General features: G+C 69.0%; 21 protein-coding genes. 3 read left to right on the forward strand and 18 right to left on the reverse strand.

What is annotated here, in order from left to right; translation table 11 throughout:
• The first annotated feature begins 359 nt into the window (after window positions 1-359).
• On the forward strand, window positions 360-527 hold the full coding sequence (locus AC5Y5V_RS23680) for a hypothetical protein (protein ID WP_499940360.1): 168 nt from the start codon (window positions 360-362) through the stop codon (window positions 525-527).
• Between the two features lie 159 nt (window positions 528-686).
• The gene (locus tag AC5Y5V_RS23685) at window positions 687-1,133 is read left to right on the forward strand and encodes a lipoprotein LpqH (RefSeq protein WP_499940361.1); all 447 of its coding nucleotides are present in this window, start codon (window positions 687-689) and stop codon (window positions 1,131-1,133) included.
• Here the strand turns inward: AC5Y5V_RS23685 and AC5Y5V_RS23690 are convergent.
• The 18 genes from AC5Y5V_RS23690 to AC5Y5V_RS23775 all read right to left on the reverse strand — a co-directional run bounded on the left by AC5Y5V_RS23690 (window position 1,120) and on the right by AC5Y5V_RS23775 (window position 21,591).
• On the reverse strand, window positions 1,120-2,223 hold the full coding sequence (locus AC5Y5V_RS23690; RefSeq protein WP_499940362.1) for a glycosyltransferase family 4 protein: 1,104 nt from the start codon (window positions 2,221-2,223) through the stop codon (window positions 1,120-1,122). The two genes, AC5Y5V_RS23685 and AC5Y5V_RS23690, sit on opposite strands and share 14 nt — an antisense overlap.
• The gene (locus tag AC5Y5V_RS23695) at window positions 2,220-3,686 is read right to left on the reverse strand and encodes an O-antigen ligase family protein (protein WP_499940363.1); all 1,467 of its coding nucleotides are present in this window, start codon (window positions 3,684-3,686) and stop codon (window positions 2,220-2,222) included. The genes AC5Y5V_RS23690 and AC5Y5V_RS23695 overlap by 4 nt, the downstream gene beginning before the upstream one ends.
• A complete protein-coding gene (locus tag AC5Y5V_RS23700) occupies window positions 3,683-5,185 on the reverse strand; it encodes a tyrosine-protein kinase domain-containing protein (protein WP_499940364.1) in 1,503 nt (500 codons plus the stop codon). Before AC5Y5V_RS23700 ends, AC5Y5V_RS23695 begins: the two co-directional genes overlap by 4 nt.
• A gap of 40 nt (window positions 5,186-5,225) precedes the next feature.
• Window positions 5,226-6,404, reverse strand: a complete 1,179-nt coding sequence (locus tag AC5Y5V_RS23705; RefSeq protein WP_499940365.1) for an acyltransferase family protein — start codon at window positions 6,402-6,404, stop codon at window positions 5,226-5,228.
• Window positions 6,401-7,456 (reverse strand): glycosyltransferase family 4 protein, encoded by a 1,056-nt coding sequence (locus AC5Y5V_RS23710; protein WP_499940415.1) that lies wholly within the window; start codon window positions 7,454-7,456, stop codon window positions 6,401-6,403. The genes AC5Y5V_RS23705 and AC5Y5V_RS23710 overlap by 4 nt, the downstream gene beginning before the upstream one ends.
• 226 nt (window positions 7,457-7,682) lie before the next feature.
• The gene (locus AC5Y5V_RS23715) at window positions 7,683-8,522 is read right to left on the reverse strand and encodes a class I SAM-dependent methyltransferase (RefSeq protein WP_499940366.1); all 840 of its coding nucleotides are present in this window, start codon (window positions 8,520-8,522) and stop codon (window positions 7,683-7,685) included.
• 7 nt (window positions 8,523-8,529) lie between these two features.
• Complete coding sequence (locus AC5Y5V_RS23720) at window positions 8,530-9,615, reverse strand: class I SAM-dependent methyltransferase (protein WP_499940367.1); 1,086 nt, start codon at window positions 9,613-9,615, stop codon at window positions 8,530-8,532.
• Window positions 9,612-10,841, reverse strand: coding sequence for a methyltransferase domain-containing protein (locus tag AC5Y5V_RS23725; RefSeq protein WP_499940416.1), 1,230 nt, complete (start codon window positions 10,839-10,841; stop codon window positions 9,612-9,614). Before AC5Y5V_RS23725 ends, AC5Y5V_RS23720 begins: the two co-directional genes overlap by 4 nt.
• A gap of 62 nt (window positions 10,842-10,903) precedes the next feature.
• A complete protein-coding gene (locus AC5Y5V_RS23730; protein ID WP_499940368.1) occupies window positions 10,904-12,898 on the reverse strand; it encodes a glycosyltransferase in 1,995 nt (664 codons plus the stop codon).
• Complete coding sequence (locus AC5Y5V_RS23735; RefSeq protein ID WP_499940369.1) at window positions 12,895-14,370, reverse strand: oligosaccharide flippase family protein; 1,476 nt, start codon at window positions 14,368-14,370, stop codon at window positions 12,895-12,897. Before AC5Y5V_RS23735 ends, AC5Y5V_RS23730 begins: the two co-directional genes overlap by 4 nt.
• A gap of 12 nt (window positions 14,371-14,382) precedes the next feature.
• A complete protein-coding gene (locus AC5Y5V_RS23740) occupies window positions 14,383-15,888 on the reverse strand; it encodes a sugar transferase (protein WP_499940370.1) in 1,506 nt (501 codons plus the stop codon).
• Window positions 15,889-15,905: 17 nt separating this feature from the next.
• On the reverse strand, window positions 15,906-16,748 hold the full coding sequence (locus AC5Y5V_RS23745) for a WecB/TagA/CpsF family glycosyltransferase (protein WP_499940371.1): 843 nt from the start codon (window positions 16,746-16,748) through the stop codon (window positions 15,906-15,908).
• The gene (gene rfbC, locus AC5Y5V_RS23750; protein WP_499940372.1) at window positions 16,745-17,332 is read right to left on the reverse strand and encodes a dTDP-4-dehydrorhamnose 3,5-epimerase; all 588 of its coding nucleotides are present in this window, start codon (window positions 17,330-17,332) and stop codon (window positions 16,745-16,747) included. The genes AC5Y5V_RS23745 and rfbC overlap by 4 nt, the downstream gene beginning before the upstream one ends.
• Window positions 17,329-18,375, reverse strand: coding sequence for an NAD-dependent epimerase/dehydratase family protein (locus AC5Y5V_RS23755; RefSeq protein WP_499940373.1), 1,047 nt, complete (start codon window positions 18,373-18,375; stop codon window positions 17,329-17,331). Before AC5Y5V_RS23755 ends, rfbC begins: the two co-directional genes overlap by 4 nt.
• Before the next feature lie 46 nt (window positions 18,376-18,421).
• Window positions 18,422-19,084 carry a PIG-L deacetylase family protein gene (locus AC5Y5V_RS23760; RefSeq protein WP_499940374.1) on the reverse strand — a complete coding sequence of 221 codons (663 nt, stop codon included), beginning with the start codon at window positions 19,082-19,084 and terminating at the stop codon, window positions 18,422-18,424.
• On the reverse strand, window positions 19,081-19,875 hold the full coding sequence (locus AC5Y5V_RS23765) for a glycosyltransferase family protein (protein ID WP_499940375.1): 795 nt from the start codon (window positions 19,873-19,875) through the stop codon (window positions 19,081-19,083). The genes AC5Y5V_RS23760 and AC5Y5V_RS23765 overlap by 4 nt, the downstream gene beginning before the upstream one ends.
• Window positions 19,876-20,051: 176 nt before the next feature.
• Window positions 20,052-21,269, reverse strand: a complete 1,218-nt coding sequence (locus AC5Y5V_RS23770) for a PPE family protein (protein ID WP_499940417.1) — start codon at window positions 21,267-21,269, stop codon at window positions 20,052-20,054.
• A 22-nt stretch (window positions 21,270-21,291) separates the two neighbouring features.
• Entirely contained in the window at window positions 21,292-21,591 is a 300-nt protein-coding gene (locus AC5Y5V_RS23775) for a PE family protein (protein WP_499940376.1), read from the reverse strand.
• A gap of 376 nt (window positions 21,592-21,967) precedes the next feature.
• On the opposite strand from AC5Y5V_RS23775, the gene AC5Y5V_RS23780 reads away from it, so the two are divergent.
• On the forward strand, window positions 21,968-22,645 hold the full coding sequence (locus AC5Y5V_RS23780) for a TetR family transcriptional regulator (RefSeq protein WP_499940377.1): 678 nt from the start codon (window positions 21,968-21,970) through the stop codon (window positions 22,643-22,645).
• The last annotated feature ends 39 nt before the right edge of the window (window positions 22,646-22,684 follow it).

Raw genomic sequence — 22,684 nt, forward strand, 5'->3', positions numbered from 1 at the left:
CAGCGTGCCGCCGTACATCGGCGCACACTCGCGGGCGCGCGACCGCGGGCATGGGGCGGTTTGCCCGCCTTCGCGCGACACGTTGTCGCTGCGAGGCGGGCAAGACTCCCTATGCCGATTTTCTTGTGACGCCTGGGACTCGCGAGCGGCCCCAAATTCGCGGCCCCACCCGCAATGTCACGCAAATTTGAGCGCCCTCGCGGGCCAGCGGCGGGCTGGCGGGCGGCCATCCGGGTCCCCGCGACGGTGCACGACATGCCGGCCAGCGCAGCGTGCCGCCGTACGTCTGCGCGCACACCCGCGGGCACGCGACACGTTGTCGCTACGAGGCGGGCAAAAGGCCATATGCCAATTTCCTTGTGACGCCGCGACCGTTCGAGCCCGACGCGGCGGGCAACGGCACCACCATCGGCGGCACCGCCGACGATCTGATCGTCATCGATAGCACCGGACACACCCTGGGCAATGGCTCCCTCGCCCGACCGCCCAACGGGCAACCAAACTCGCTCGCGCGATCCGACCGATGAACCGAGTTGGGCGCGGTGGCGATCGTCGACGTGCTCGGCAGTGTGCAGGCAGCTCGGTCCTCCAAGATTTTTCCAAGTCGCGCGCCGCAATCTCCCGGACGACGGGCGACTCACTCCTGATCGCTCGACCACCCCTGATCAAGGATAGGAACCGGGAACATGAGGAATGTAACTCGCGTCGCAGCAACGGCCGTCACCGCGATGGCGGTGGCCAGTTTGGTTGGCTGCTCTAGCAATACGTCCGGCGCCAGCAGTGGCCCGGCAATTCCGAAAGTCACCGTCAATGGCCAGTGGCAGACCATCCAAGGCCCAGCGGTCTGCAAGCCGATACGAGGCGGAAGCGGATTCGAAGTCTCCATCGCCACCGACAAGGGCTCCCAGGACATCGGTGTCGAGCTGGCCAAGGATGCTTCGGCGGTATGGTTCGTTCGCATCAGCCATTTCGAGGGCACCAAGGAGTTGCACTGGCTGGAACATGTCACGACCGCCGGACACGCCTCCGCCGTCAAGACGGGCAACAGCTACAAGGTCACCGGCGACATCGCGCCCGCCTACGGCATTCGCGGCCGCACCTATCCCTTCGAGATCGACTTCACCTGCGCGTAGCGGCGCAGCGCCGCCCGGCCCCGGTCAGGTCGGTCCAGAGTCCCGTAAGGCGCTCATACCAGCGCTCCAGCGCGAAGTCGCCGGCACGGTCGCGGGCGGCAACCGCCAGCCGTACCCGCAACCCCTCGTCCACGACCAGCGCGGTCAGGGCGGCAGCGATCTCGTCGGGCCGGCCCGGGCTTACCACCAGCCCGTTGACTCCGTCGCTGACGGCCTCGCCGATGCTGCCGACCGTCGTCGTCACGGGCACCAGGCCGTGGGCCATCGCCTCCAGCAGCGCCATCGGCAGGCCCTCGTCGTAGCTGGGCAGCACGAAAACCTGTGCGGAGGAGAGCAATTCGTCGCGGGACGACGGGTCGAGCCAGCCCGCCACCCGGATCGTCGAATCCAGCCCGGCGGCGGTGACCGCGGCGCGCACCTCGTCCACCTCGCCGTCGCCGGCGAACGTCACGCGCAGCCGCCCACGGACAGCCACGTCCAGCGCCTCGACCGCCGCCAGAACGTCGTAACTGCCCTTGCGCGCGCCCAGGCGGCCGAGCGCGACGGCGTGCACAGGCAACGCACGGGTCTGGGCCACCGGAGCGGCTGGCATGCGTACTGCGTTGTGTAGCACGCTGATCCGCGCAGGCGGGACACCGAGCCGGCTGGCGTACTCGTCGACGTGACCCGTGCCGAGCACCACCCAGTGGTCGGCGACCAGCAGCCGTCGCACCAACGCCTGCACCACCGGAGGCTGGCGGTCGGACCAGCCGCCGAAGTCGTAGCTGTGCGCGTGCACCAGCGCGGGCACGCCGGCCAGCCGCGCCGCCCACAGCGGCACCGACTTGCGCAGCACGCTGCCGCCGTGCGCCAGGTGGACGTGCAGCACGTCGGCGTGGCTGCGCAGCAGCAGCCAGGCGGCGCGCAGCATCCCGCCGATGCCGATCAGTAGACGCTGCACCCGCGAGCCGTCCACGTAGGTCGGCACCACGGTGATGCCGATCCGATCGTCGGGGTGCGCGGCCATCAGGGCGGCTACCGTGGCCATGCCGCCGCGGCTGAGGGGACCGGCCGGCGCGGGACCGACCACCAGCACCCGCAGGCGACTCATGCCGCGACCTCCGCCGGTTCGGGCTCGAGGGCCTCCTCGTCCAACTCGTCGGCCTGCCGCGCGCGCTGCAGGCTGGCGTACGCCATCGCGGCGCCCAGCACCAGGCCGAGCGTCAGGCCGTTGGGCGACTCTTCGGGCAGCGGGTCGACGTTGCACATCACCAGCAGGCCGATGGCGACGGCGGCGCTGATCTTGGCCGGCGCCGATCCACACCGCAGCGCCCGGACCAGCGGCACCATCGCGAACACGATGAATGCCGCCATGCCCACCGCCCCGGCCTTGACCAGCCACCACAAGTAGAAGTTGTGCGCATAGGTCGTGCCCAGCGTCTCGGTGAATCCCGTCGGGTCGTTGCCGAACGGCAGCTGATACGCGTACCCCAGCCCGTGGCCGAATATCGGCGCCTTGGTGAAAGCCGGTATCAGATGGTCGTTTTCGGCCAACCTGTCCAGCGTCGACTGGTCCACCGCGAGCTTGCTGGCCGTCACACCGCCGAGCACCCGGTGGCTGTAGGCGGTGAGCTGCAAGCCCAGCCACGTCCCGGCCGCCGAACGCTGCAGCAGGAACAGCGCCCCGGGCAGCGTCACCGCCAGGATTCCGATGCCGATCGCGATGAAGCCGAACATGCGCCGGATGGCCGACCAGCCCAGGTTGGCCAGGAACGCGACGACGCCGGCGATCGTCGCCGCGATCAGCGTGTTCCGCGAAAATGCCAGCAGCGCAACGATCAACGCGGGCACACCCAGCATGAGATACGTCGAGCCCTTGACCCGCCCGACGACCGTCGCGGCCACCAGTGCGGTGAGCACGGCCACCGCGGGCGTCAGGGCGGTGGTGATGACGCGGGTCGCTGCGTCACCAGTCTCGACGGTTTCCTCGCGGCCGGCCAACCGGATGCCGCTCGCCGAACTCATCACGGCCATGCCCGCCGAAAACCACAGCATCGCCGCGATCGCGCCCATGGCGCCTTTAAGATAATCGCCGCTCACGATCAGCAGCGCCAACACGAACCCGATGACCATCTCCAGCAGGAACGTTGCCTCGCGGACCACGGCCACCGGGGCGTGCCCGGTCTCGAAGCCGACCGCGGTGAAGTACAGCACCACGAAGACGAACATCGCCGGCAGCAGGAAGTCCGTAAACCGCGGTCGCACAAAGGGAATGAGGTAGGCGATGGCCAGCAGCAGCGTCACGTGGTAGGCGTAGATCGACACCGGGCCGAACACCTTGCCGACGTGCAGGCCCTGCGGCAGCGACGCCATCGCGAGGAAGAGCGCGACCCACAGCATCGCCTCCGGCCGCGCCCAGTAGACGACCAGGCAGAATGTCGCGCCGACCAGCAGCGTGCCGTAGACGGTGGTGCGCACCGACATCACGCCGAACAGGAAGCACCCGAACAGGAACAGCCCCAGGATGGCCCCGTTCATGGCCAACCGCTGGCGGCTGCGGAAGTACAGGATCACGTCGAGCCGCTGACCTTGGACCGGTAGGTGCGGGCCGCGGCCTTGGTGTGGCGGGCGACCCGCGCGTCGGTCAGCACGGTCCCGACGATGTTGGCCCCGGCGGCGCGCAGCGCGATCAACGCGTCGGCGAGTTCGTCCTCGGTGGTGCGTCCCGCCCGTACGACCAGCACCGTGGCGTGCACGGCGCCGGCCAGCAGCCCCGAGTCGGCGGTGGCCAGCACCGGCGGCCCGTCGACCACCGTGCGGTCGAAGTGGGTGGAGACCTCCTGCAGCGCGCGGTCCAGGACCTCGGGCAGGTATGCGCTGACGGGCAGGGTCTCCCGGCGGGCCGCGCGCGCCGCCAGCACGAACAGCTTCGCGATCGGAGTGGACTTGACGGCGTCGTCGGCGATCTCCGGGTTGGCCAGCGCGTTGCCCAGGCCCTCGCCGGACTCGACCTTCAGCAGACCGGCGATCACGGGCCGTCGGGTGTCGCCCTCGACGAGCACCACGTCCTCGCCGAGTTCGGTGAACGCCCGGCTCAGGTTCAGCGCGGTCGTCGTCGTTCCCTCCCCGCCGAACGGCGCGACCAGCAGCACCCGACGGGCGTCGGGCCCCATCGCGCGCAGCAGTCGCGCGCGCAGGCCGCGCACCGCGTCGTCGAAGGAGATGTCAGTGCCGTAGCGCGGCGCGCTGCCGCGGTGTCCGGGCAGCTCGGCCAAAGTCCGCAGGCCCGAAAGCTCTTCGACCTTCTGGCGCGTGCGCAGGGTTCGGTCCATGGCCTCGCGGGTCAGCGTCACCCCGATGCCGAGCAGCACGCCGGCGACCAACCCCATCGCCATGTTGCGCATCGGCACCGGCTTGAACGGCGCATCGGGCACCCCGGCCTGCTCCACCACCGTTGCCCGGGCGATCGGCAGCGGCTGGGTCGCCGGCGTCGCGGGCTGGTTCGGGTCGCCGGTCGGCGTCGGGGTGGCAACCACCGTGGTTTCACCCGGCTGGCCTTCCGGGCTCGCCGGCTGGGACGTCTGCGTCGTCGGCGGCGCGCTCGTCTGCGCGCTCGGGCCGCCGGGTCCCTTCTGCTGACCGCCCAGCGTCCCGACGATCATGGTGAACTGCTCGGCCATCGCCTGCGCAAGCGCCGCAGCGCGTTTGGGGTCGGTGTCGGTGACGGTGATGGTGAACAGGGTCGACTTCGGGGTGAAGGTCACCTGGGTCTGGCTCGCGACGACGTCCGGGCTGATGGACAGGTGCAGCTGCTTGACGGCGCGCTCGGCGACGGCATGCCCGCCGGCCACGGCGGCGTACGACGACAACCGCTCCTGTGCGGCCTGGGTGCCCTGGAACACCTGGGTGAGGTCGGTTTCACCGGAGAACGAGATGAGCACGGTCGCCGACGACTGGTAGCTCTTGGTCTGGAACGCGGTGACCGCCGCGGCGCCGATCAGACAGGCCAGCAACGCACTGACGAACAGCTTCCAGTGCGACGCCAGGGTGCGGGCAAAAGTCCGGAAATCCACTAAAAGACCTCTCTAAGACGTCTTTGTGCGCGACTGCACATTATGACGCACGGCGGGACGAGGGCCGTGACGACAGCGCCGCGATGCGCGACAACTCGTCGCCGTCGTGCTCGGCGCTGGTCTCAAACCGGCGCTTGAGCTTCAGCACGGGCGTCTCGAAGAACCGGAAGCTGAGGTAGGCGGCGAGGACCACGACGACGAGGGTGACCGCGAAGAGCAGCAGGCCCTCATGCTCGTGGGTGGCGGCACGACCGACGTTGGCGCACAGGTTGTGCAGCAGGTAGACCCCGTAACTGATCACCCCGACGAACGCCAGCGGCCGCCAGCGCAGGATCGGGTGCAGCGGGGTCCAGTCGACGATGCAGGTGGCCACCACCAACACGACCATCAGCACTTCGACGACCTGCAGCGGGGTGTCCGCGACGATCGCGGCCGCCAACAGCACCGCGGCGACCGGGGCCGACCAGACGCGCCCGACGACCGGGCTGGCCACGACGAAGCCGCGCGCGGTGCTCAGCGTCAGCGCCGCGGCGGCACCCAGCAGGATCGGCAGCGACAGGCTCGCCATGATCCGCCACGGCAACACCTCGGCGTCGGCGACCAGACCGATGCCCTGCGAGACCGCGATCAACACCGCCAGTACGGCCAGTGACGGCCAGATCCGCTTGCCGCCGGTGATCATCAGCGTCGCCACCAGCAGCGGCGGCCACAACAGGTAGAACTGCTCCTCGGTCGCCAGCGACCAGGCGAAGTCGAACGTCTCCTGATGCCCGGACACGGAGAACCAGTTGAACGTGTAGGTCGCGAAGGCAGGCAGGTGATGGAAGAACTCGCTGCCCTCCGCGCTGTGCCGCCGGGTCACTGCGATCAGTGCGATGTAGGCCAGCAGCGTCAGGTAGTACAGCGGGAAGATCCGCAGCGCGCGGCGAGCGTAGAACTTGCGCAACGAGATTCCGCCCGCCGCGCCGCGCTCGCGCAGCAGCAGGCTGGTGATCAGGAAGCCGCTGATCGCGAAGAAGAAGTCCACTCCCAGAAACCCCTTCTGGGAGAACGACGGCCCGGGCGTGCCCGACGTGTGCTGCCACACCACGGCGATGACGCTCAGCGCGCGCAGACCGTCCAGCGCGGTGAACCGGCGCATCGCGGCGAACCGCTCGAAATTCGGCGGTGCCCAACGGGATTCGGGCGCTACTGTTTTCGGCTCTGCTTCCGTTGTCACCGCGCCCTCCCGACGACGCACAGCACGTCGGTGATGACGTCCAGCAACTTCTGGGCGCCGTGCTCGACGGCGAATCGCCGCGCGAAATGGCGCTGGGCTTCGGCGCCGCGCAGCGCCGCGGTCACCGGGTCGGCCAGCTCGTCGAATGCGGCGGCGAGCCCGGCGACGTCGTCGACGCCGATCGGCGGGCAGCCCGGCGGCTGGAACTCGGCCAGCCCGCCGGCGGTGGAGACGATCGGCGTGACGCCCAGCTGCATCGACACCACCTGCACGCCGCTCTGCGACGCGCGCCGGTAGTGCACGATCGAGCCCTTCGCGGTGGCCAGCGCGGGTGCGACGTCGACGTAGCGGTACTTGCCGGGCCGCCGCCGGGTGTGATCAGGCAGGTCGATCCCGTCCAACGGGCCGTCGCCGACGAGCACCAAGTCGTCGCCGCGCCATTGCGGTCCCGCGACGTGCCGCCGCCAGGCCTCGAGGACCACGTCGAGGTTCTTGTACGGGTGCAGCCGCCCGATCATCACGAAGTCGCGGCGGCCCTGCGGGTCGACGAACGGCGGTACCAGCTCGGCGGCGAGGTCGCTGCACAGCGGCAGCACATGACGCCGGGTGCCGCTGACGTCGCGGCGCTCGGCGATCGCGGCGGAGACATGGTCGCTGTAGGTGACGGTCGCGATTGAGCGCGCGCCCCAGCGGTCGAATACGGCCCGCTCGTAGGCCGGTCGGCGCTCGATGCTGTCCTTCGGGGCGTCGTCGTGCACCAGCTGGATGCGCGGCGCCGACCCGGCCAGAGCGATCCAGCGGGGGTCGTTGACCAGCTCGGCGATCACGACGTCGGGCCGGAAGTCGCGGATCCGGCGCCAGGCCGCGAAGCAGGCCGGCCAGGTGGCCGCGGTGCGCACGCGCGGGTCAAGCACCACTTCGTAGTCGCGGGCGGCGTCGGCCTCCGGGTGGTGATGGTCGGTCGTGATCAGCAGCACGTCCACGCCGCGTCGGCGCAGAGCCTCGGCCTGCACGCGCGCGAGAGGACGCATCCACGGCGAAAGCCACAGCACGCGAAGCGGGTCGCGATTGCGGATGCCATGCTGCCGTTCGAGCAGCTGCAGCGTGGTCCGGTCGCAGAGGCGTTCGTCGGCCGAATCGTCACCGCTCAGCACTGTCCCCCCTTAACTGGCGACGGCAAACGCGCATCCGGCGAATGGCTATCAATACATACTTTCAGAATGAACATACCCCCTATTCAGAACCTTCGGTATTGACGCTCGCCACACCAGAGCTGCGTCATCTCTCCGTTTGCTTCTCCGTTTCCACGACCGCGCTGAGCATGTGCCGGTAGAGCCAGCCCAGCAGGGGCAGCGCCGCCTTCGGGGCACCGGGCAGCCGAAGCGCGATCTTGTCGCGCGACGCCAGGCGCGCGTCGCAGTGCAGGCCGTGCCCGCGCATGGTCGCGAGGCTGCCGCGCAGCGAACGGTAGAACGTCTCGTCCTCGCTGAACCGGTGGAAGATCTCGACCCGGTCCCGCAGCGGCAGCTCCGTGAAGTACGGCGCGGCCAGCCCGGCCCGCAGCGACGCCTGCACCGCGCCGCGGCGTAGCGGCCCCTTGGGTAACCAATGGACCAGCGGCGACCGCAGGTGGCTTTCGACGGGGCGCCACTTGGCGTCCCAGATGTGCAGCCCGCTGCCGCCGGGCGCGGTAATCCGCGCCACCTCAGCGGCGAACACGTCGAGATCGGCCACGTGCTCGATCACCTGGTCGGACAACACAATGTCAAACATGTCGTCGGGGAACGGATAGGTGAAGTCGTCGTTCATCACTTGCAGGCGGGCCGGGTCGTCACCGGTGCGCGCCAGATACTCGCGGCCGCGTTCGATGTACTCCGGCGAGATGTCGAGGCCGTAGGCGTCCCAGCCCTCGGCGCGCAGCCACGCGACCGTGTCGCCGCGTCCGCAGCCGATGTCGATGATCCGCACCGATGCCCGGTCCCGCCGCCCGAGCTGCCGCGTCAGATAGCGCTGCACGTATTCCTGTGGCACGAGCGGGGTTTGGATGGCGTGGTTCTTAGTGTCCTCGGCGTGCTCGGCGAAATTGGGCAGCACCGGATTGTCCTGTAGTGCGGGCATAGTGACCTCAATTCACTCCGGTGTCGACCGACCAGCGTCCGTCGAGCTGTGGGTACTTGCGTTGCACCTCGTCGTAGAGGTCCGGAAGGGTGAGCAGCACGTGATCGGGGTCCGCCGCTACGAGTTGTTCCGGCGAGATGATCACCACTTCGGTACCCGGTATCCGGCGGCCCTGCTTGGCCGGTGACGCATCCGCGACCGCGCGTACGAGCTGCCGGTCCACCCCCGCGATGCTGAACAGTGCGACCACGCGTGAGCCGGCGCCGTATCCGTAGACCGTCTGTTGCTCACCGGCTTTCATCAGCAGCCAGTCGCGTAGCTGCGCGACGTGGTCCTGCGCGGCGTGCTGCAGGCGCTGCACGACGTCGGGGTCCGTGATGCCGAACTCCCGCTCGCGCAGCAAGATGTCCCGGACGCGTTCGTCGGGCTCGACCTGGCCGTGCACCGCGGCGATCAACACGGTTCCGCCGTACAGGTCGAACTCCCACGCCGAGGCCACGCTCATGCCGGCGCCGGCGAGCAGGGCGCTCAGCGCCGTCAGCGAGTAGTAGGCAAAGTGGCCGTGCCGCAACGCGTTCCACTGGCCATGGTCGACGATCGTCAACAGGGAGTGGAACTGCAGCAGCAGCACCCCGTCGCGGGCCGTCGTCGCTGCCCGCAGCGCGAAGGCGGCGCGCTGGTCCGGATCATGCATGATGCCAAAGGAATCCAGCACGACGTCAGCGGGTTCGGCCGCGAGTTCAGTGAAGCCCCGCTCGGCCAGCAGCGGCACCCACGTCCCACCGTGCGGGCTGCCGAACTCGCGTACCGTCGTGCCGCGCAACCAGCCCGCGTCGGCGACGCGCGCCACCGCGTCGGCCGCCTGGTCCCGCAGGGCCTGCGGCTCGACGCCGCGCGGCTCGGCGGCCACCGTATCGTCCTCGGCGAGTTGCGCCAGACCGCATTCGGTGCACAGGTCCATCGCCAACGGGTGCGACGACTCCGCAGCGCTCACCGGGTCGGTCGCCGGCGGAAAGTGGTCTCCCGCAGGCACCTTACCCAGATCGAGGACCCGACACAGTTCGGCGCTGCCGCACGCCCGGCAGGCGCTCATCGCAGTGACGCGGCGTGCAGGCTCGGCAGCGGGAAGACGAGCTGACCACCCCACTGCGCGATGTAGCCGAGTTGCTGGGTCAGTTCGGCTTCCAGGTTCCAGGGCAGCGCCAGCACCACGTCGGGGCGGTCCTTGGCGATGCGCTCCGGCTCGTAGATCGGGATCCGCGTGCCCGGCGTGAAGCGGCCGTGCTTGTAGGGATTGCGGTCGACGGTGTACTCCAGCAGATCGCTGCGGATGCCGCAGTAGTTGAGCAGGGTGTTGCCCTTGCCAGGTGCGCCGTAGCCGACGACGCGCTTGCCCTCGGCGCGGCACTGCAACAGGAACCGCAGCAGCGCGTGGCGGGTGGCCTCGGTCTGCGGACGCAGGTTCAGGTAGCCGTCGACCCGATGCAGCCCGGCCGCCTCCTCGGCGCGCAGCACCTTTTCCACCCGAGCGGTCGGCGGTCCGGCGAACTCGGCGTTGCGGGCCCACACCCGGATCGACCCGCCGTGGCTGGGCAGCAGTTCGACGTCGACCACGGCCAGCCCTGCCGTGGCGAGCGCGTTGATCGCCGAAAACAGTGTGTAGTACTGGAAATGCTCGTGGTAGATCGTGTCGAACTGGGCCTGCTTGACCAGGTGCAGCGCATGGTGCACCTCGATGCTGAGCCAGCCGTCGTCGGCGAGCAACCGGCGCAGAGAACGCGTGAAGCCGCGCAGGTCGGGGATGTGCGCGTACACGTTGTTCGCGACGACCAGGTCCGCCGGGCCGTGCTCTTCGCGGATCCGGAGCGCCAGCGCCTCGTCCAGAAACGCCGACACCGTGGGCACGTTGCGCTCGCGGGCGGCGGCGCCGACGTTGAGCGACGGCTCGATGCCCAGGCATGGCACGCCGGCGCCGACGACGTGCTGCAGCAGGTAGCCGTCGTTGCTGGCGACTTCGACCACCAGCGAGTCGCCGTTCAGCCCGAGCCGTGCGACGGCCTGGTCGACGAACGTCTTGGCCTGCTGCACCCAGCTGTCCGAAAACGAGGCGAAGTAGGCGTACTCGGTGAATGTGTCCTCCGGCGTGATGAGGGCCGGGATCTGCAGCAGCAGGCAGTCCTCACACAACCGCAGGTGCAGCGGGAACGTCGCCTCGGGCAGGTCGAGTTCATCTGCGGTGAGGAACTTTTCGCACGGCGGCGTCGCGCCCAGATCCAGCACGCTCAGCAGTCGGCTCGACTCGCAGAGCCGGCACTTCATGGCAGTGTCGTTCGCCGCCGGCGACCGGCGTTCGGGTGCCGGTGTCCGGATGTCGGTTGTACTCATAGGACCTCGTTGATCGCGTCGATGTAGGCGTCAGCCATTGCTTCCACGGTGTAGTGCTTGCTCATTCGCTCGAAGCCGCGCCGGCCGACCGACGGCAGCGCGGACGGGTCGGCCAGGATCGGGGCCAGGCAATCCCGCCAGCCCTGCGCCGAGATGTCGTCGACCAAGAACCCGGTCTTGCCGAAATCGAGCATCTCGGGGACGGCGCACACCGCCGACGACGCGACGGGGATGCCCCGGGCCATCGCCTCGAGGATCACCAGCGGGAACGTCTCGCAGCGGCTCGGCATGCAGAGCAGGTCGGCGTCGGCCAGCGCCGGCCCGGGGCCGTCGGACCAGCCGCGCCAGTGCACCCGCCCGAGCAGCTCGGGCGGGGTCGCGGCTTCCAGCCGCTCGCGGTCTGGGCCGTCGCCGAATATGGAGAGCTTCCAGGGCAATTCGGTCAGCCCGCCCAACGCCTCGATCAGCAGGTGGGGGTTCTTGAACTCCTCGATGCGCGTCAGCATCACCAGGTGCAGCGGGTCGCCGGCCGCGCGGGTGCGCGGCGTCGGGGGACCGGGCACGACGACGCCGTTGGGCGCCACGAAGTGCCGCCGGGTCAGGCGATGGTGCTCGGCCAGCATGTCCCAATGCCGTTGCGCCAGCATGATGAAGCCGTCGGAGCGGTTCATCGCGGCGACCAGGGGCCGCGAGTAGATCGGCATGTCCGGATGGGTGTGCGGCGCCACCAGCCAGCGCCGGTGAGCGCCCGCAGCCCGCCACACCGTGGCGAACCCTGTCTCGGTGTTGGTGTCGCCGCTGATCACCACCGCCGGACCGGCGGGCAGGTCGACGTGCGGTGCCCACCACGGCTGCCGCACCACGCGCACGTTGTGGGGAATCTCCTTGATCAGCGGGCCGAACCGCTGCACGCAGGCGATGGTGACCGGGTAGCCGCGGCGCGCCAATTCGGCTGCCAGCACCGACTTCTGGCGTTCGGCGCCACCGTAGACCAGCCGGTTGGTGGTGATGACGATCGCGGGCAGGTCGGTGCGCTGCTGGGCGCGCGCCGCGCGGCGGACGGCCCGCTTGGACCGCTGCAGCCGGTCCAGCAGCGTCGTCCCGGCGAGGTAGATGTCGCCGTGGTGCACGGTGGACTGGCGTTCGAGCATGAGCGCGGTGTTGGCGCGCAGCAGGTCCTTGTTCCGACGGCGCTCCTCTGGCGACACCTCGCCGCCGTGCGCGTTCGAGACATCGGCGGCATGGGCGTCCGGGGGATTGCCGTGGTCGACGCCGAGCTCGTCGGCCAGCACGATGCGCCAGCCGGCCGCGCGGGCGCGGGTCTGCCAGTCGACGTCCTCCCCGAACAGGAAGAACTCCTCGTCGAAACCGCCGATCGAGTCCCAGGCCGCGCGGCTGATCGCCAGGCAGGCGCCGGCGATGTAGCCGTCGATCTCGTGCGATTCGCCGGGCTGGTGGGCATAGAGCTGCGACAGCGGCGTGCCGCGCAGCGCGTCCGAGTACCCGCTGGCCGCCACCAGCGCGCGGACCAGCTTGGTGCGACGGCGCGCGACGTCCCACGTCACCTGGCGCGGCGCGGCGGCATCGGCCACGGTGGGCGACACGGCGGCGACGCCCGGTTGCTGCAGCACCTCGCGGGTGTGGGTCAACGGCCCGCGCAGCCGGGTGTCGGCGTTCATCAGCAGCAGATCGGTGTCCGGCGGTACGTGCTTGACCAACGCGTTGAACGCCGCGGCGAAGCCCAGATTCACCGGTCCCAGCACCCATTCCACGTCCGGGTAGCGGGCGGCCAGTTCCTTGCGCCCCGGATAGGAGTCGCCGCTGTTCTCGTAGACGTAGACCGGCAGGTAGGGCAGGTGCTCGGCGACGCTGGCCAGGCACTGCTCCACCAGGTCGTGGCTCTTGTAGGTCACGATCAGCACCGCGAGCGGCCGCTGCGTCAGCACGGTGTTCGCGTCGGCGGCAGTCGATTCCAGATACTCGGTTTTCATGTCACCACCTCTTTCCGGTAGAGCGAGGTCAGCGTCGACCAGTTGACGGGGCCGACCGCCAGGCTGACGGCCAGGTACGCCGCCGCGGCGGCGCCCAGGGCCACGACCACGTGCTGACCCGAAAGCAGCAGCGCCACAGCGGCGCTGGCGGCCGTGGGGACCAGCACCCGCAGTACGAACGGCACCGGCGTCCGGTAGCCGCTTTCGCGGCGCAGCCGCCGGCTGGCCAGCACCAGGCCGAACAGCTCCGTGCACACCAGCGCGGCTCCGGCGCCCACCGCGCCGAACCGGCTGTCCAGCAGCAGGTTCAAGGCGATGTTGAGCGCCAGCGCGACCAGGAACAGCCGGAAGAAGAACCGCTGCTGGTGGCTGGCGAACAGGCCCTGGCCCAGCGTCCCGGACACGAAGCGCAGGGCGACCGCGATGAACAGCAGGCCCAGCGTCGGCGCACCCCGATCGACGTACGCCTGGTCGCCGAACAGGCCGATCAGCGGGCCCGCCAGCAGCGCGCCGACGACGGCGACCGGTACCGCCACAAAGGACATCAGCTCGACGCTGCGGCGCATGAAGCGCGCGAAAGCCTCGACGTCACGGGCGAACAGCGTGGTGGCGCTCGACAGGGTGGACTTGAGGAAGAAGGTTGACAACGCCTCGGTGTTGAACGCGACCGTGTAGGCCAGCCCGTAGACGCCGACCTCGGCGTGCGAGCTCACCAGCGACAGGATCACGCCGTCGGTGCGCCAGTACAGGATGCCGACCACCATGACGCCCATCAGCGACAAGCTCTCCCGCAGCAGGTCTTTGGCCTCCCGCGGCGCGAAGACCGGGCGCAGCGAGATGTGCCGCGAGGCGGCGGTGCCCTGGATCAGCAGTTGCAGGACCGGCGGGATGAGCTGGGCGACGGCGAACCAGATGACGTCGGCGCGCTGGGTCACCAGCCAGGCGACGGCGGCCAGCGTGGCCACCCGGCCCGCGACGTCGGAAAAGGCCACCGCGGAGAACCGGACGGTGGAGACGAACACCGGGTCGAACCGGGTCCGCATGGTCAGCATCAACAGCTGACCCGACAGCACCACCAGCATGACGCGCACGTCGGCGTCCCGGTAGATCAGCAGCCCGCACAGCGCCGCGATGGTGGCCAGCGGCACGCAATACAGCAGGGACAAGCCACTATTGACGCGGACCAGCCGTTCGAGGTCGCCGCGGCCGGAGGTCACCCGGCGCACGATGACGGTGCCGATACCCAGGTCCGCGAGGCTGGTCCACATGCCGATGAAGGCGACGGCGATGGTCAACTGGCCGTATCGGCCGGGGCCCAGGTAGCGCGCGGTCATCGCCACCGAGATCACCGAGGCCAGCATGCCCAGCGCACGGCAGGCCAGCTGGATGATGACCGCGTGCGCGATCCGCGCCGGCGGCGCCTCGGGCCGCGGCCCGGTCTCCGTGGCGGTTTCGGTGGCGGACTCAGTCACGACTGCCCGCCATCAGTACGCCCCGTCCCTGGCGAGCACGGCCTTCAGCGTCCGGCCGATGATCACCAGATCGCCTGCCATCGACCAATTGTCGACGTAGGACAGGTCCAGCCGAACCGAGTCGTCCCAGGACAGGTCCGAACGGCCGCTGACCTGCCACAGCCCCGTGACGCCCGGCTTCACCAGCAGCCGCCGCTTGACCTCGCCGGCGTAGTTCTCCACTTCGCGGCGCAGCGGCGGGCGCGGCCCGACGACGCTCATGTCCCGCTTGAGCACGTTGATGAACTGCGGCAGCTCGTCGATGCTGAAGCGGCGCAACAACTTGCCGATGGGGGTGACCCGCGGGTCGTCGCGGATCTTGAACAGCATGCCGCCGGCGCTCTCGTTGAGCGGCATCAGCCGCTCGAGTTGGGCGTCGGCCCCGTCGACCATCGTGCGCAGCTTGAGCATGGTGAACGGCTCGCCGTCCAGGCCGATGCGTTCGGCGCGGTAGAAGACCGGGCCCCGGCTGGTCAGTTTGATCCAGATGGCGGCCGTGACGAGCAGCGGCGACGCGACGGCCAGCGCCGCCAGCGCGAAGCAGAAGTCGAATGCCCGCTTCTGGAACCGTTGCGTCCCTTCGTATTGCGGCTTGTCGACGTGCAGCAGCGGGAATCCCGCGATGGGCCGCAGCGTGAGTCGCGCTCCGGCGACGTCCATCACCCCCGGCGACACCACCAGGTCGATGTCCATGGTCTCCAGCTGCCACATCAGCTCGCGGATGCCCTGCACCCCAAAGTGTTCGGTGTGCGTGACGGCCACGGTGTCCGCGGCGCAGCTCTCGATCGCGGCCACCGCGGTGGTCTCGTCGCCCAGGATGGGGATTTCCTGGCCCTGGATCGTGAGCGTTTCGCCGCGGGGCGGTCCGTAACCCGGGATGCACACGCCGACGACGACATAACCGTCCTTCGGGTTGCGGATCAGCTCGTGGGTCAACTGCGAGACGCCGGTGCGGCTCCCGATCGCCAGCACCATGGTCTGGCAGTGGCCCTTGGCGCGTTTGCGCCACACGTACTTGCGCCACAGATTGCGGCTCGTCAGCAACCCGAGGGTGCCGACCGGAAGCGCGACGGCCAGGTAGCCGCGCGCCAGGTCGATCTTGGCCAGCAGGGTGACCATCGCGATGATCCCGAACGTCCAGAACGACGCGCTGGCCAGGCGCCGGTACTCGTCGATGCCCGAACCGATGATGCGGGGCGAGCGGGTGTGAAACACCGCGATCGACGAAAGCCACAGCGCCGCAAAGAGACACGAGAACAGCGTCATCACCGGGCCCGGGTAGCCGGACGCATTCGGCGCGTCGCCGAAGCGGACGTACTGGGCGAGCGCGACCGCCGCGCAGACGATGACCGTGTCGGTGATGCGCAGCCGGCCCGCGTACTGCTGCTGCCAGCGCGAGACGACTTTGACGCGCGGCTGCCGCGTCGGGTGCGCGTTGACCGGCGACAGGCCCTCCAGAGCCCATAGCGTCGTAATCATGCTGGCCGCCTTCTCGGTTACGCGGACGCCGCTTCGGCCGCGGCGCTGGCTATTTCGGCATGATCATGAACGGACGAGTCGGGCGCACCGACGTAGTAGACGCCGGGGTAGCAGATCAGCTGGGCGCGGGCCGCGCGCAGCAGGGCGAACGGACCCTGCAGCAGGTAGCGACGGGCCAGGCGGCGCGGTTCGCGCGTCAACCGGAAGAACCACTCCAGGCCGAACCGCTGCATCCACACCGGAGCCCGCTCGGTCATCCCGGCCAGGAAGTCGACGGCGCCGCCGCACGGCAGGAAAATCCGCGCGCCCGTCGCATGCCCGTGCCGGTCCACCCACTGCTCCTGGCGGGGCTTGCCGAGGCTGACGATCAGGATGTCGGTGCGCGCATCGCTGATCTCCGCTGCCAAAGCGTCGGAAGAGGTTTCGATGTCGTCGGGGTCCGGCGCCCACATTCCCGAGACATCCAGCGCGGGATACTGCTCGCGCACGTGCTGCGCCAGCAGTTGCTGGGTCGCCGCGCTGCCGCCGAAGAAGCCGACGCGCTGGCCGGTGTTCTCGGCCAACGCCAGCACGGCCGGCAACAGGTCGGCGCCGGTGACCCGGGGCCAGGGCTTGGCGGTGAGCAGTCGGCCGCGCCAGGCGATCGGCATGCCGTCCGCCAGCAACAGCCATTCCAGCCGCCCGGCGGGCGCGGCGCCCAGACTGCGGAAGTGGTGCAGGTGGTCCAGGTTCACCGAGCCGACGGCCAGGCCGGGGCCCTGGGATCGCAGGCGCGCGGCGATGATCGACAGCACCTCGGCAGTGTCGCAGCGCTCGACGATGCTCCCGCTGACGACCATGCGGACGGGGGTCGTCGTCATGACGCCGCGCTCTCGGCGGGCGCGCTGTCTGGAGCCTGAAGAGACGGCGTCAACCCGATTTTCGCGGCCGGCCAGCTGGCGTCCTTTTCGGACATCACGGTGACCGGAAGCGGCCACTTGATGCCGAATGCCGGGTCGTCCCACCGGAACCCTTCTTCGCCGGCCGGCTCGTAGGGACCGCTGACCTGGTAGAGGACCTCGGTGTCGTCGGTCAGGGTCTGGAAACCGTGGGCGACGTACGGCGGCAGGAACAGCGAGCGGCGGTTTTCAGCGCTCAGCTCCACCATCACGTGCTTGCCGTAGGTCTGCGACTCGGGGCGCACGTCCACCGCGACATCCATGATCGCGCCGCGCGTGCAGCGCACCAGCTTGGCCTCGGCGTGCGGCGGCACCTGGCGGTGCAGGCCGCGCACCGTGCCACGGGTGTAGTTGAAGCACATATTCGTCTGGGAGACTTCGGGTATCAGCCCGTACCGACCGAATTCCTCGGCGCAGAAGGACCGGGAGAAGAAGCCGCGGTGGTCCCGGTGCGGCTCCAGGTCGATGATGGTGACCCCCGCGACGGCAGTGGGCGTGTACTTCACGACGCGTCCTTCCAGAACAGTCGCTCGTCGACCTGTCCGGTCTTGAGCAGGTACTGGATTTGCTTGAGCCGGGTGTGCCCGCGGCCGTGAAAGGTTTCCGGGTCCATCGCGATGTTCTGGAAAACGCGGTGCAGTTGGGCGGCGCCGGCGGCCACGTCCCAGGCGGCGCGGAAGTCGCCGAATACCTCGTGGATCTTGCCGAATGCCACCCGGTAGCTGCGGTTATCGGCGCTGGGGGGCCCGAAAGTCAGTTCACAGCCGGGGAACTCGGCGCTGACCGCCTCCGCGATCTCGCGGACCGTGCGGTTGTTCTCGTCGCTGCCCACGTTGACCACCAGGGCGTGCACGGTCTGCCGGTCGGCGCGCAGCGTGCACCGGATCGCCTGTGCGATGTCCAGCGCGTGCACCAGCGGGCGCCAAGGCGTGCCGTCGCTGGTCATCGCGATGCGGTGCTCGGTCCACGCGAGGCCCGCGAGGTTGTTCAGGACGATGTCGAACCGCATCCGCGGCGACGCGCCGAAAGCCGTTGCGTTGCGCAGGAACGCGGGGGAGAAGTCGTCGTCGGCCATTGCGGTCAGGTCGCGCTCGACCAGCGCTTTGCACTTGGCGTAGGGCGTCAGCGGGTTGACCGGGCTGGTCTCGTCGACCGTGCCGTCGGCGATGCCGTAGACGCTGCACGACGACATGTAGACGAACCTGGTGACGCCGGCGCGCTTGGCGCACTCGGCCAAATGCACACTGCCCTGGTGGTTCACCTCGTACGTCACGTCGCCGATCAGGTCGCCGATCGGGTCGTTGCTCAGCTCGGCCATGTGCACGATCGCGTCGAAGCCGCGCAGGTCGTCGGCGGTCACGTCGCGAATGTCCTTGACCAGTGTCGCCGGAGTCGTGTCGTGCGTGCTACCGGCCAGCGGCCCGGGGCACAGCCAGCCGGCCTTGTAGTAGCCGGTGTCCAGCCCGACGACGTCGTGGCCGTCCTCCAGCAGCAGCGGCGCGAGAAGGCAACCCAAGTACCCGTCTGTGCCGGTGACCAGCACTCGCATGTGATGTCCCTTCGGTCGGTCTAGACGGGGTATGGCGGGCGACGGGCTAGTTCAGCGATGCGATGGCACTCGTTGACAGCACGGCCTTCTCGACGATGAACGCCTCGGCGTAACGCGCCCGGCACTGCACGCCGCGCACGCGCATCAGGCCCAGGAACGCCTCGTCGTCAAACCAGTCGTGGTCCGTCTGCGATACATAGGCCTGCGCGAGAAGTCGGGTCTTCTGCCGCGCCACCTCGTCCGGGATCGGCACGTAGACAGTGGGATTCGGCAGGTCCGACTCCCACTTGAGGATCTCGTAGCCCAGCACCAGGTGAGAGCGGAACTCGGTCGGGATGAGTTCGCCCAGCAGCCGGTGATCCTGGTGGAAGTCCTCGCGCTGCGGACCCAGCACCAGGTCGGGTTCGCAGGTGCGGCGGAACTGGGCCAGGTGGTGCTTGACCTGCCGCCAGTGTTCGGGCAGGTGGCCGTCGGGCAGGTTGAGCACCGTCAGGTGGACGTCGGTGTTGGGCAACAGCGCCGCGAAGGCGGCCTTCTCCTCGATCTCCCGCTCGGTGCCCGCGCCGGTCAGCACCAGCGCGTGCACGACGACGGACGGGTTGTTGCGCGCGATCTGCATCAACGTGGCACCGGCGCCGATGACGATGTCGTCGCAGTGTGCGCCCACGGCGGCAACGACATTGGTGGTGCCGGCGGTCAGGGGCATCATGATCGGCATCCCGCCAGCGACTGCTCCCACACCATCCACGGCCGGCTTCCCGAGTTGTAGTCGGCGTCGAGTTCGGCTCGCTCCTTGAAGGTGTCGGCCGGTTTCCAGAAGCCGCCGTGCTGGTAGCCCAGGAGTCGGCCGGTCCCGGCCAGTGCCATGCACGCGTCGCCGACGAGGTCGCCGTTCTCCGGGATCAGGTCGATGACTTCCTGTTTGAGCACGAAGTAGCCGCCGTTCACCCAGATCGGGAACTTGGTCACGGGCGCGATCTCCTTGATGTCGCCGTCGGTGCTGACGTCCACGCAGTGGAACGACGATTGCGGCGGCACCGTGAGCATGGAAGCCGCTGCGCCGCTGTCGATGAGCCGGTCGATCATGGTGTCCAGCGGGGCGTCGGTCAGCACGTCGGCGTAGTTGGCCAGGAAGTACTCGTCGTCGCCCAGGTACTTGCGGACCCGGCGGAGCCGCTCACCGATCGGCGACTCCAGCCCGGTGTCGACGAAGGTGATGGTCCAGTCCGACATGTCGGAGTCGAGCAGCTCGATCTCGCCGGCGCGCATCACGAAGTCGTTGGACTCCATCTCGCGGTAGTTGAGGAAGAAGTCCTTGATCATGGTCTGGCCGTAGCCGAGGCACAGGATGAAGTCCTTGTGCCCGTAGTGCGCGTAGTAGCGCATCACGTGCCACAGCAGCGGCCGGGGCCCGACCATCTGCAGCGGCTTGGGCACCAGATCGCCGTCGGTGCTGCGCATCCGCATGCCGTAGCCGCCGCAGAAAAGCACGACCTTCATGACACCCACCCCTTTACGCGACGGTCGCTCGCGGATGCGGGCAACATGATTCGAGAAGTCTGCATACCAGACATACTCATATCCACGATTCTACATACTTTTAGAATGAACAGAAGCACATCTTGCGGCGGTTGGTATCCGGGCTGCCGGATTTTGGTGGCCATCGTCATGCCTGGTCAGATGACTGCCGAGCCGTAGCCGCCGGACGGCGGCTGGGCCATCACGGTGGGCACCATCCCGTAGCGCGGGCCGGGGGCGGTGCCCCCTCCGTTGGCCGCCCGGGGCACCCCGCCCAGCATGCTGGGCGGCATCTGCGACAGCGGGCCCATGCCGCCGTTCTGCAACGCCGCGCCCGCGCTGGTCAGGTGCGCCGTGGGGATCACGCTGGTCCAGGCCGGCGGCACCGAGAGCGAGCCCAGCGTCGCTGCCTGACCCATGCTGCCCAGCGCGCCCAGGCCGGCGTCCGCGGCCAGCCCCGCCGCGCCGGCCGCCTGGGCCGCCCCCTCCGCCGCCGCCGCCGCGGCATCGCCCGCAGTCTGGGCCGCGGTGGAAGCCAAGCCCTGCAGCGTCTGGGCCATTCCCAGCACGCTGCTGAGTCCGAAGAGCGGCATGATGCCGATATTGGTCAGAGTCGAAATGAAGGTAAGCCCGTCCGTGCCGGAAAGGCCCGAGAGCATCGACGCGGGCGTCAAACCGCCGGTCAGACTGCTCAATACGGCCCCGAGGCCGCCGGTGCTGGCGGCCGGGGCCGCGAGGCCCTCCAGCGCGGCGGGCACGGAGGCCACCAGTTGCGACAGCGTCGACTGCGACGCCCCGGCCTCGGTGGCGGCCGCGGCGACCGCGGTGCTTTGCGAGGCCACCCCGGTGGGGTCGGTGACCTGCGGCGGCGACGTAAACGGGGTGAGCGTCGAGGCGGCCGCCGAGCTTCCGGCGTAGCCGTACATGGCCGCCGCGTCCTGGGCCCACATCTCGCTGTAAAGGGCCTCGGTGGCCGCGATCGCGGGGGAGTTCTGGCCGAAGAAGTTGGTGGCGGTCAGCATCGCCAGCAGGGCGCGGTTGGCCGCGATGACCGGCGGCGGCACCGTCATCGCGAAGGCCGACTCGTAGGCCGCGATGGCGGCCCTGGCCTGCGACGCGGCCTGCTCGGCCTGTCCTGCCGTCGCGCCCATCCAGAGCGCGTAGGGGGTGGCGGCGGACGCCGCGGCCACCGCGGCCGGACCGAGCCACGGCCCGCTGGTCAGGCCGGTAATCACCGACTGGTAGGCCGACGTCGCGAACTGCAGGTCGGCGGCGAGCTCGTCCCAGGCAACCGCGGCGGCCAGCAACGGGCCGGCGCCGGCACCCGCATACATCCGCGCGGAGTTGATCTCCGGCGGTAACGCCCCGAAATCCATCATTGATGGGCCCCCCAGCCCGCTAAAGCGCCGCGACCGCGTTCGCGGCCTCGGTGGCGGCGTACGAGCCGGAGCTGATGTTCAGGGCTTCGACCAAGAGCTGGTGAATCGCCGCGGCCTGGGCGCTTACCGCCTGGTACATCTGCGCGTGGGTCGCGAACTGCATGGCCGTCAGGGCCGACACCTCGTCTGCGGCGGCCGGCACGACACCGGTGGTGGGGGCTGCCGCGGCAGTGCTCCCGGCGTCGACGCTCGTCCCGATGCTCTGCAGGGTGGCGGCCGACGCCGCGAGGGCCTCTGGCTGTGCGGTCACGAACGACATGCGTTTCTCCTAACCCGAACCCATCGACCTAACCTGCCCGAACAAACCGGCAGCCACACGATTCAGGATTCTACATACTTTTAGGATGGCTTGCAGCCTGAGATATGACTCGGAGTATTTCGTTTCGTGGTTCTGGTTTCCTGGCGTCGGAACTCCGGGGGCGGGTGGCGTCCTGCTAACCTCAGAAGCGACCAAGACACGTCAGGACGTGCTGTTTCTTAACCGAAAGTGTGCCCCTGCGCGAGGAGGGCATCGTGAGCGTGAAGGCGATCCGACCGGCCCGGTATCCCGGTTTGGACACCCGCGTTTGCTGTCTCCGGGCCGTGATTAGTGACCGAAATCACCCCGGCGCCGCACGGGCGAGTCGCTAGCTCCGATGACGACCAATACGCCGGATGGCCGCGCCGATACGACGCGGCGCCAGATCTTGCGCGCGGCCTCGCATCAGTTCGCTCGTCGCGCGTACCACGACGTCGGCCTGGACGACATTCTCGCCGAGGCGGAACTCACCAAGGGCGCGATGTATTTCCATTTCCGGTCCAAGCACGCGCTGGCGGTGGCGATCATCGAGCGACAGACGACCGAAGGTGCCGTGACGTTGGAAGACGTTATGGCCCGCAAACTTTCGGGCCTGGAGACCCTGATCGACGTCTCCTACCTGATCGCCGTGCAGGACATCAAGACCGATGCCGTTCGCGCGGCCATGAACCTGCTCGAATCGGTCGGGCGGTCGGAAGGCCTGCAGGAGAGGCTATTCGACCAGTGGATCAAGGCGTTGGCCACGATCGCCGAGCACGCCATCGTCGAGGGCGACATCGACCAGCGTTGTGATCCCTTGGATCTGGGCCGACTGATCGTGTCGTTGCACATGGGACTGCGCCAGACCAGCGACCTGGACGAGCCGGAGCGGTTTCTGCTCGACCTCGAGAAGAGCTGGGTCGTGCTGCTCAAGGGCGTCCTGCAACCGGACCGGATCGACTACTTCCGCCAATTCGTCAGGCGTCGAACAGCACTCGCGATCAACACCACCTCGGTCGACTCCGAGGGTAATTGACTCAAACGGCAATTCCCCCATCGGAGCTGATAATGCCCT

This window comes from Mycobacterium sp. NGS68 (genome assembly GCF_059812195.1).

Coding starts and splice junctions, on each gene's coding strand:
- AC5Y5V_RS23740 (WP_499940370.1), bottom strand. CDS start 15,888: ATGATTACGACGCTATGGGCTCTGGAGGGCCTGTCGCCGGTCAACGCG.
- AC5Y5V_RS23760 (WP_499940374.1), bottom strand. CDS start 19,084: ATGATGCCCCTGACCGCCGGCACCACCAATGTCGTTGCCGCCGTGGGC.
- AC5Y5V_RS23745 (WP_499940371.1), bottom strand. CDS start 16,748: ATGACGACGACCCCCGTCCGCATGGTCGTCAGCGGGAGCATCGTCGAG.
- AC5Y5V_RS23755 (WP_499940373.1), bottom strand. CDS start 18,375: ATGCGAGTGCTGGTCACCGGCACAGACGGGTACTTGGGTTGCCTTCTC.
- AC5Y5V_RS23685 (WP_499940361.1), top strand. CDS start 687: ATGAGGAATGTAACTCGCGTCGCAGCAACGGCCGTCACCGCGATGGCG.
- AC5Y5V_RS23690 (WP_499940362.1), bottom strand. CDS start 2,223: ATGAGTCGCCTGCGGGTGCTGGTGGTCGGTCCCGCGCCGGCCGGTCCC.
- AC5Y5V_RS23720 (WP_499940367.1), bottom strand. CDS start 9,615: ATGAGCGCCTGCCGGGCGTGCGGCAGCGCCGAACTGTGTCGGGTCCTC.
- AC5Y5V_RS23725 (WP_499940416.1), bottom strand. CDS start 10,841: ATGAAGTGCCGGCTCTGCGAGTCGAGCCGACTGCTGAGCGTGCTGGAT.
- AC5Y5V_RS23770 (WP_499940417.1), bottom strand. CDS start 21,269: ATGGATTTCGGGGCGTTACCGCCGGAGATCAACTCCGCGCGGATGTAT.
- AC5Y5V_RS23730 (WP_499940368.1), bottom strand. CDS start 12,898: ATGAAAACCGAGTATCTGGAATCGACTGCCGCCGACGCGAACACCGTG.
- AC5Y5V_RS23780 (WP_499940377.1), top strand. CDS start 21,968: ATGACGACCAATACGCCGGATGGCCGCGCCGATACGACGCGGCGCCAG.
- AC5Y5V_RS23715 (WP_499940366.1), bottom strand. CDS start 8,522: ATGCCCGCACTACAGGACAATCCGGTGCTGCCCAATTTCGCCGAGCAC.
- AC5Y5V_RS23765 (WP_499940375.1), bottom strand. CDS start 19,875: ATGAAGGTCGTGCTTTTCTGCGGCGGCTACGGCATGCGGATGCGCAGC.
- AC5Y5V_RS23775 (WP_499940376.1), bottom strand. CDS start 21,591: ATGTCGTTCGTGACCGCACAGCCAGAGGCCCTCGCGGCGTCGGCCGCC.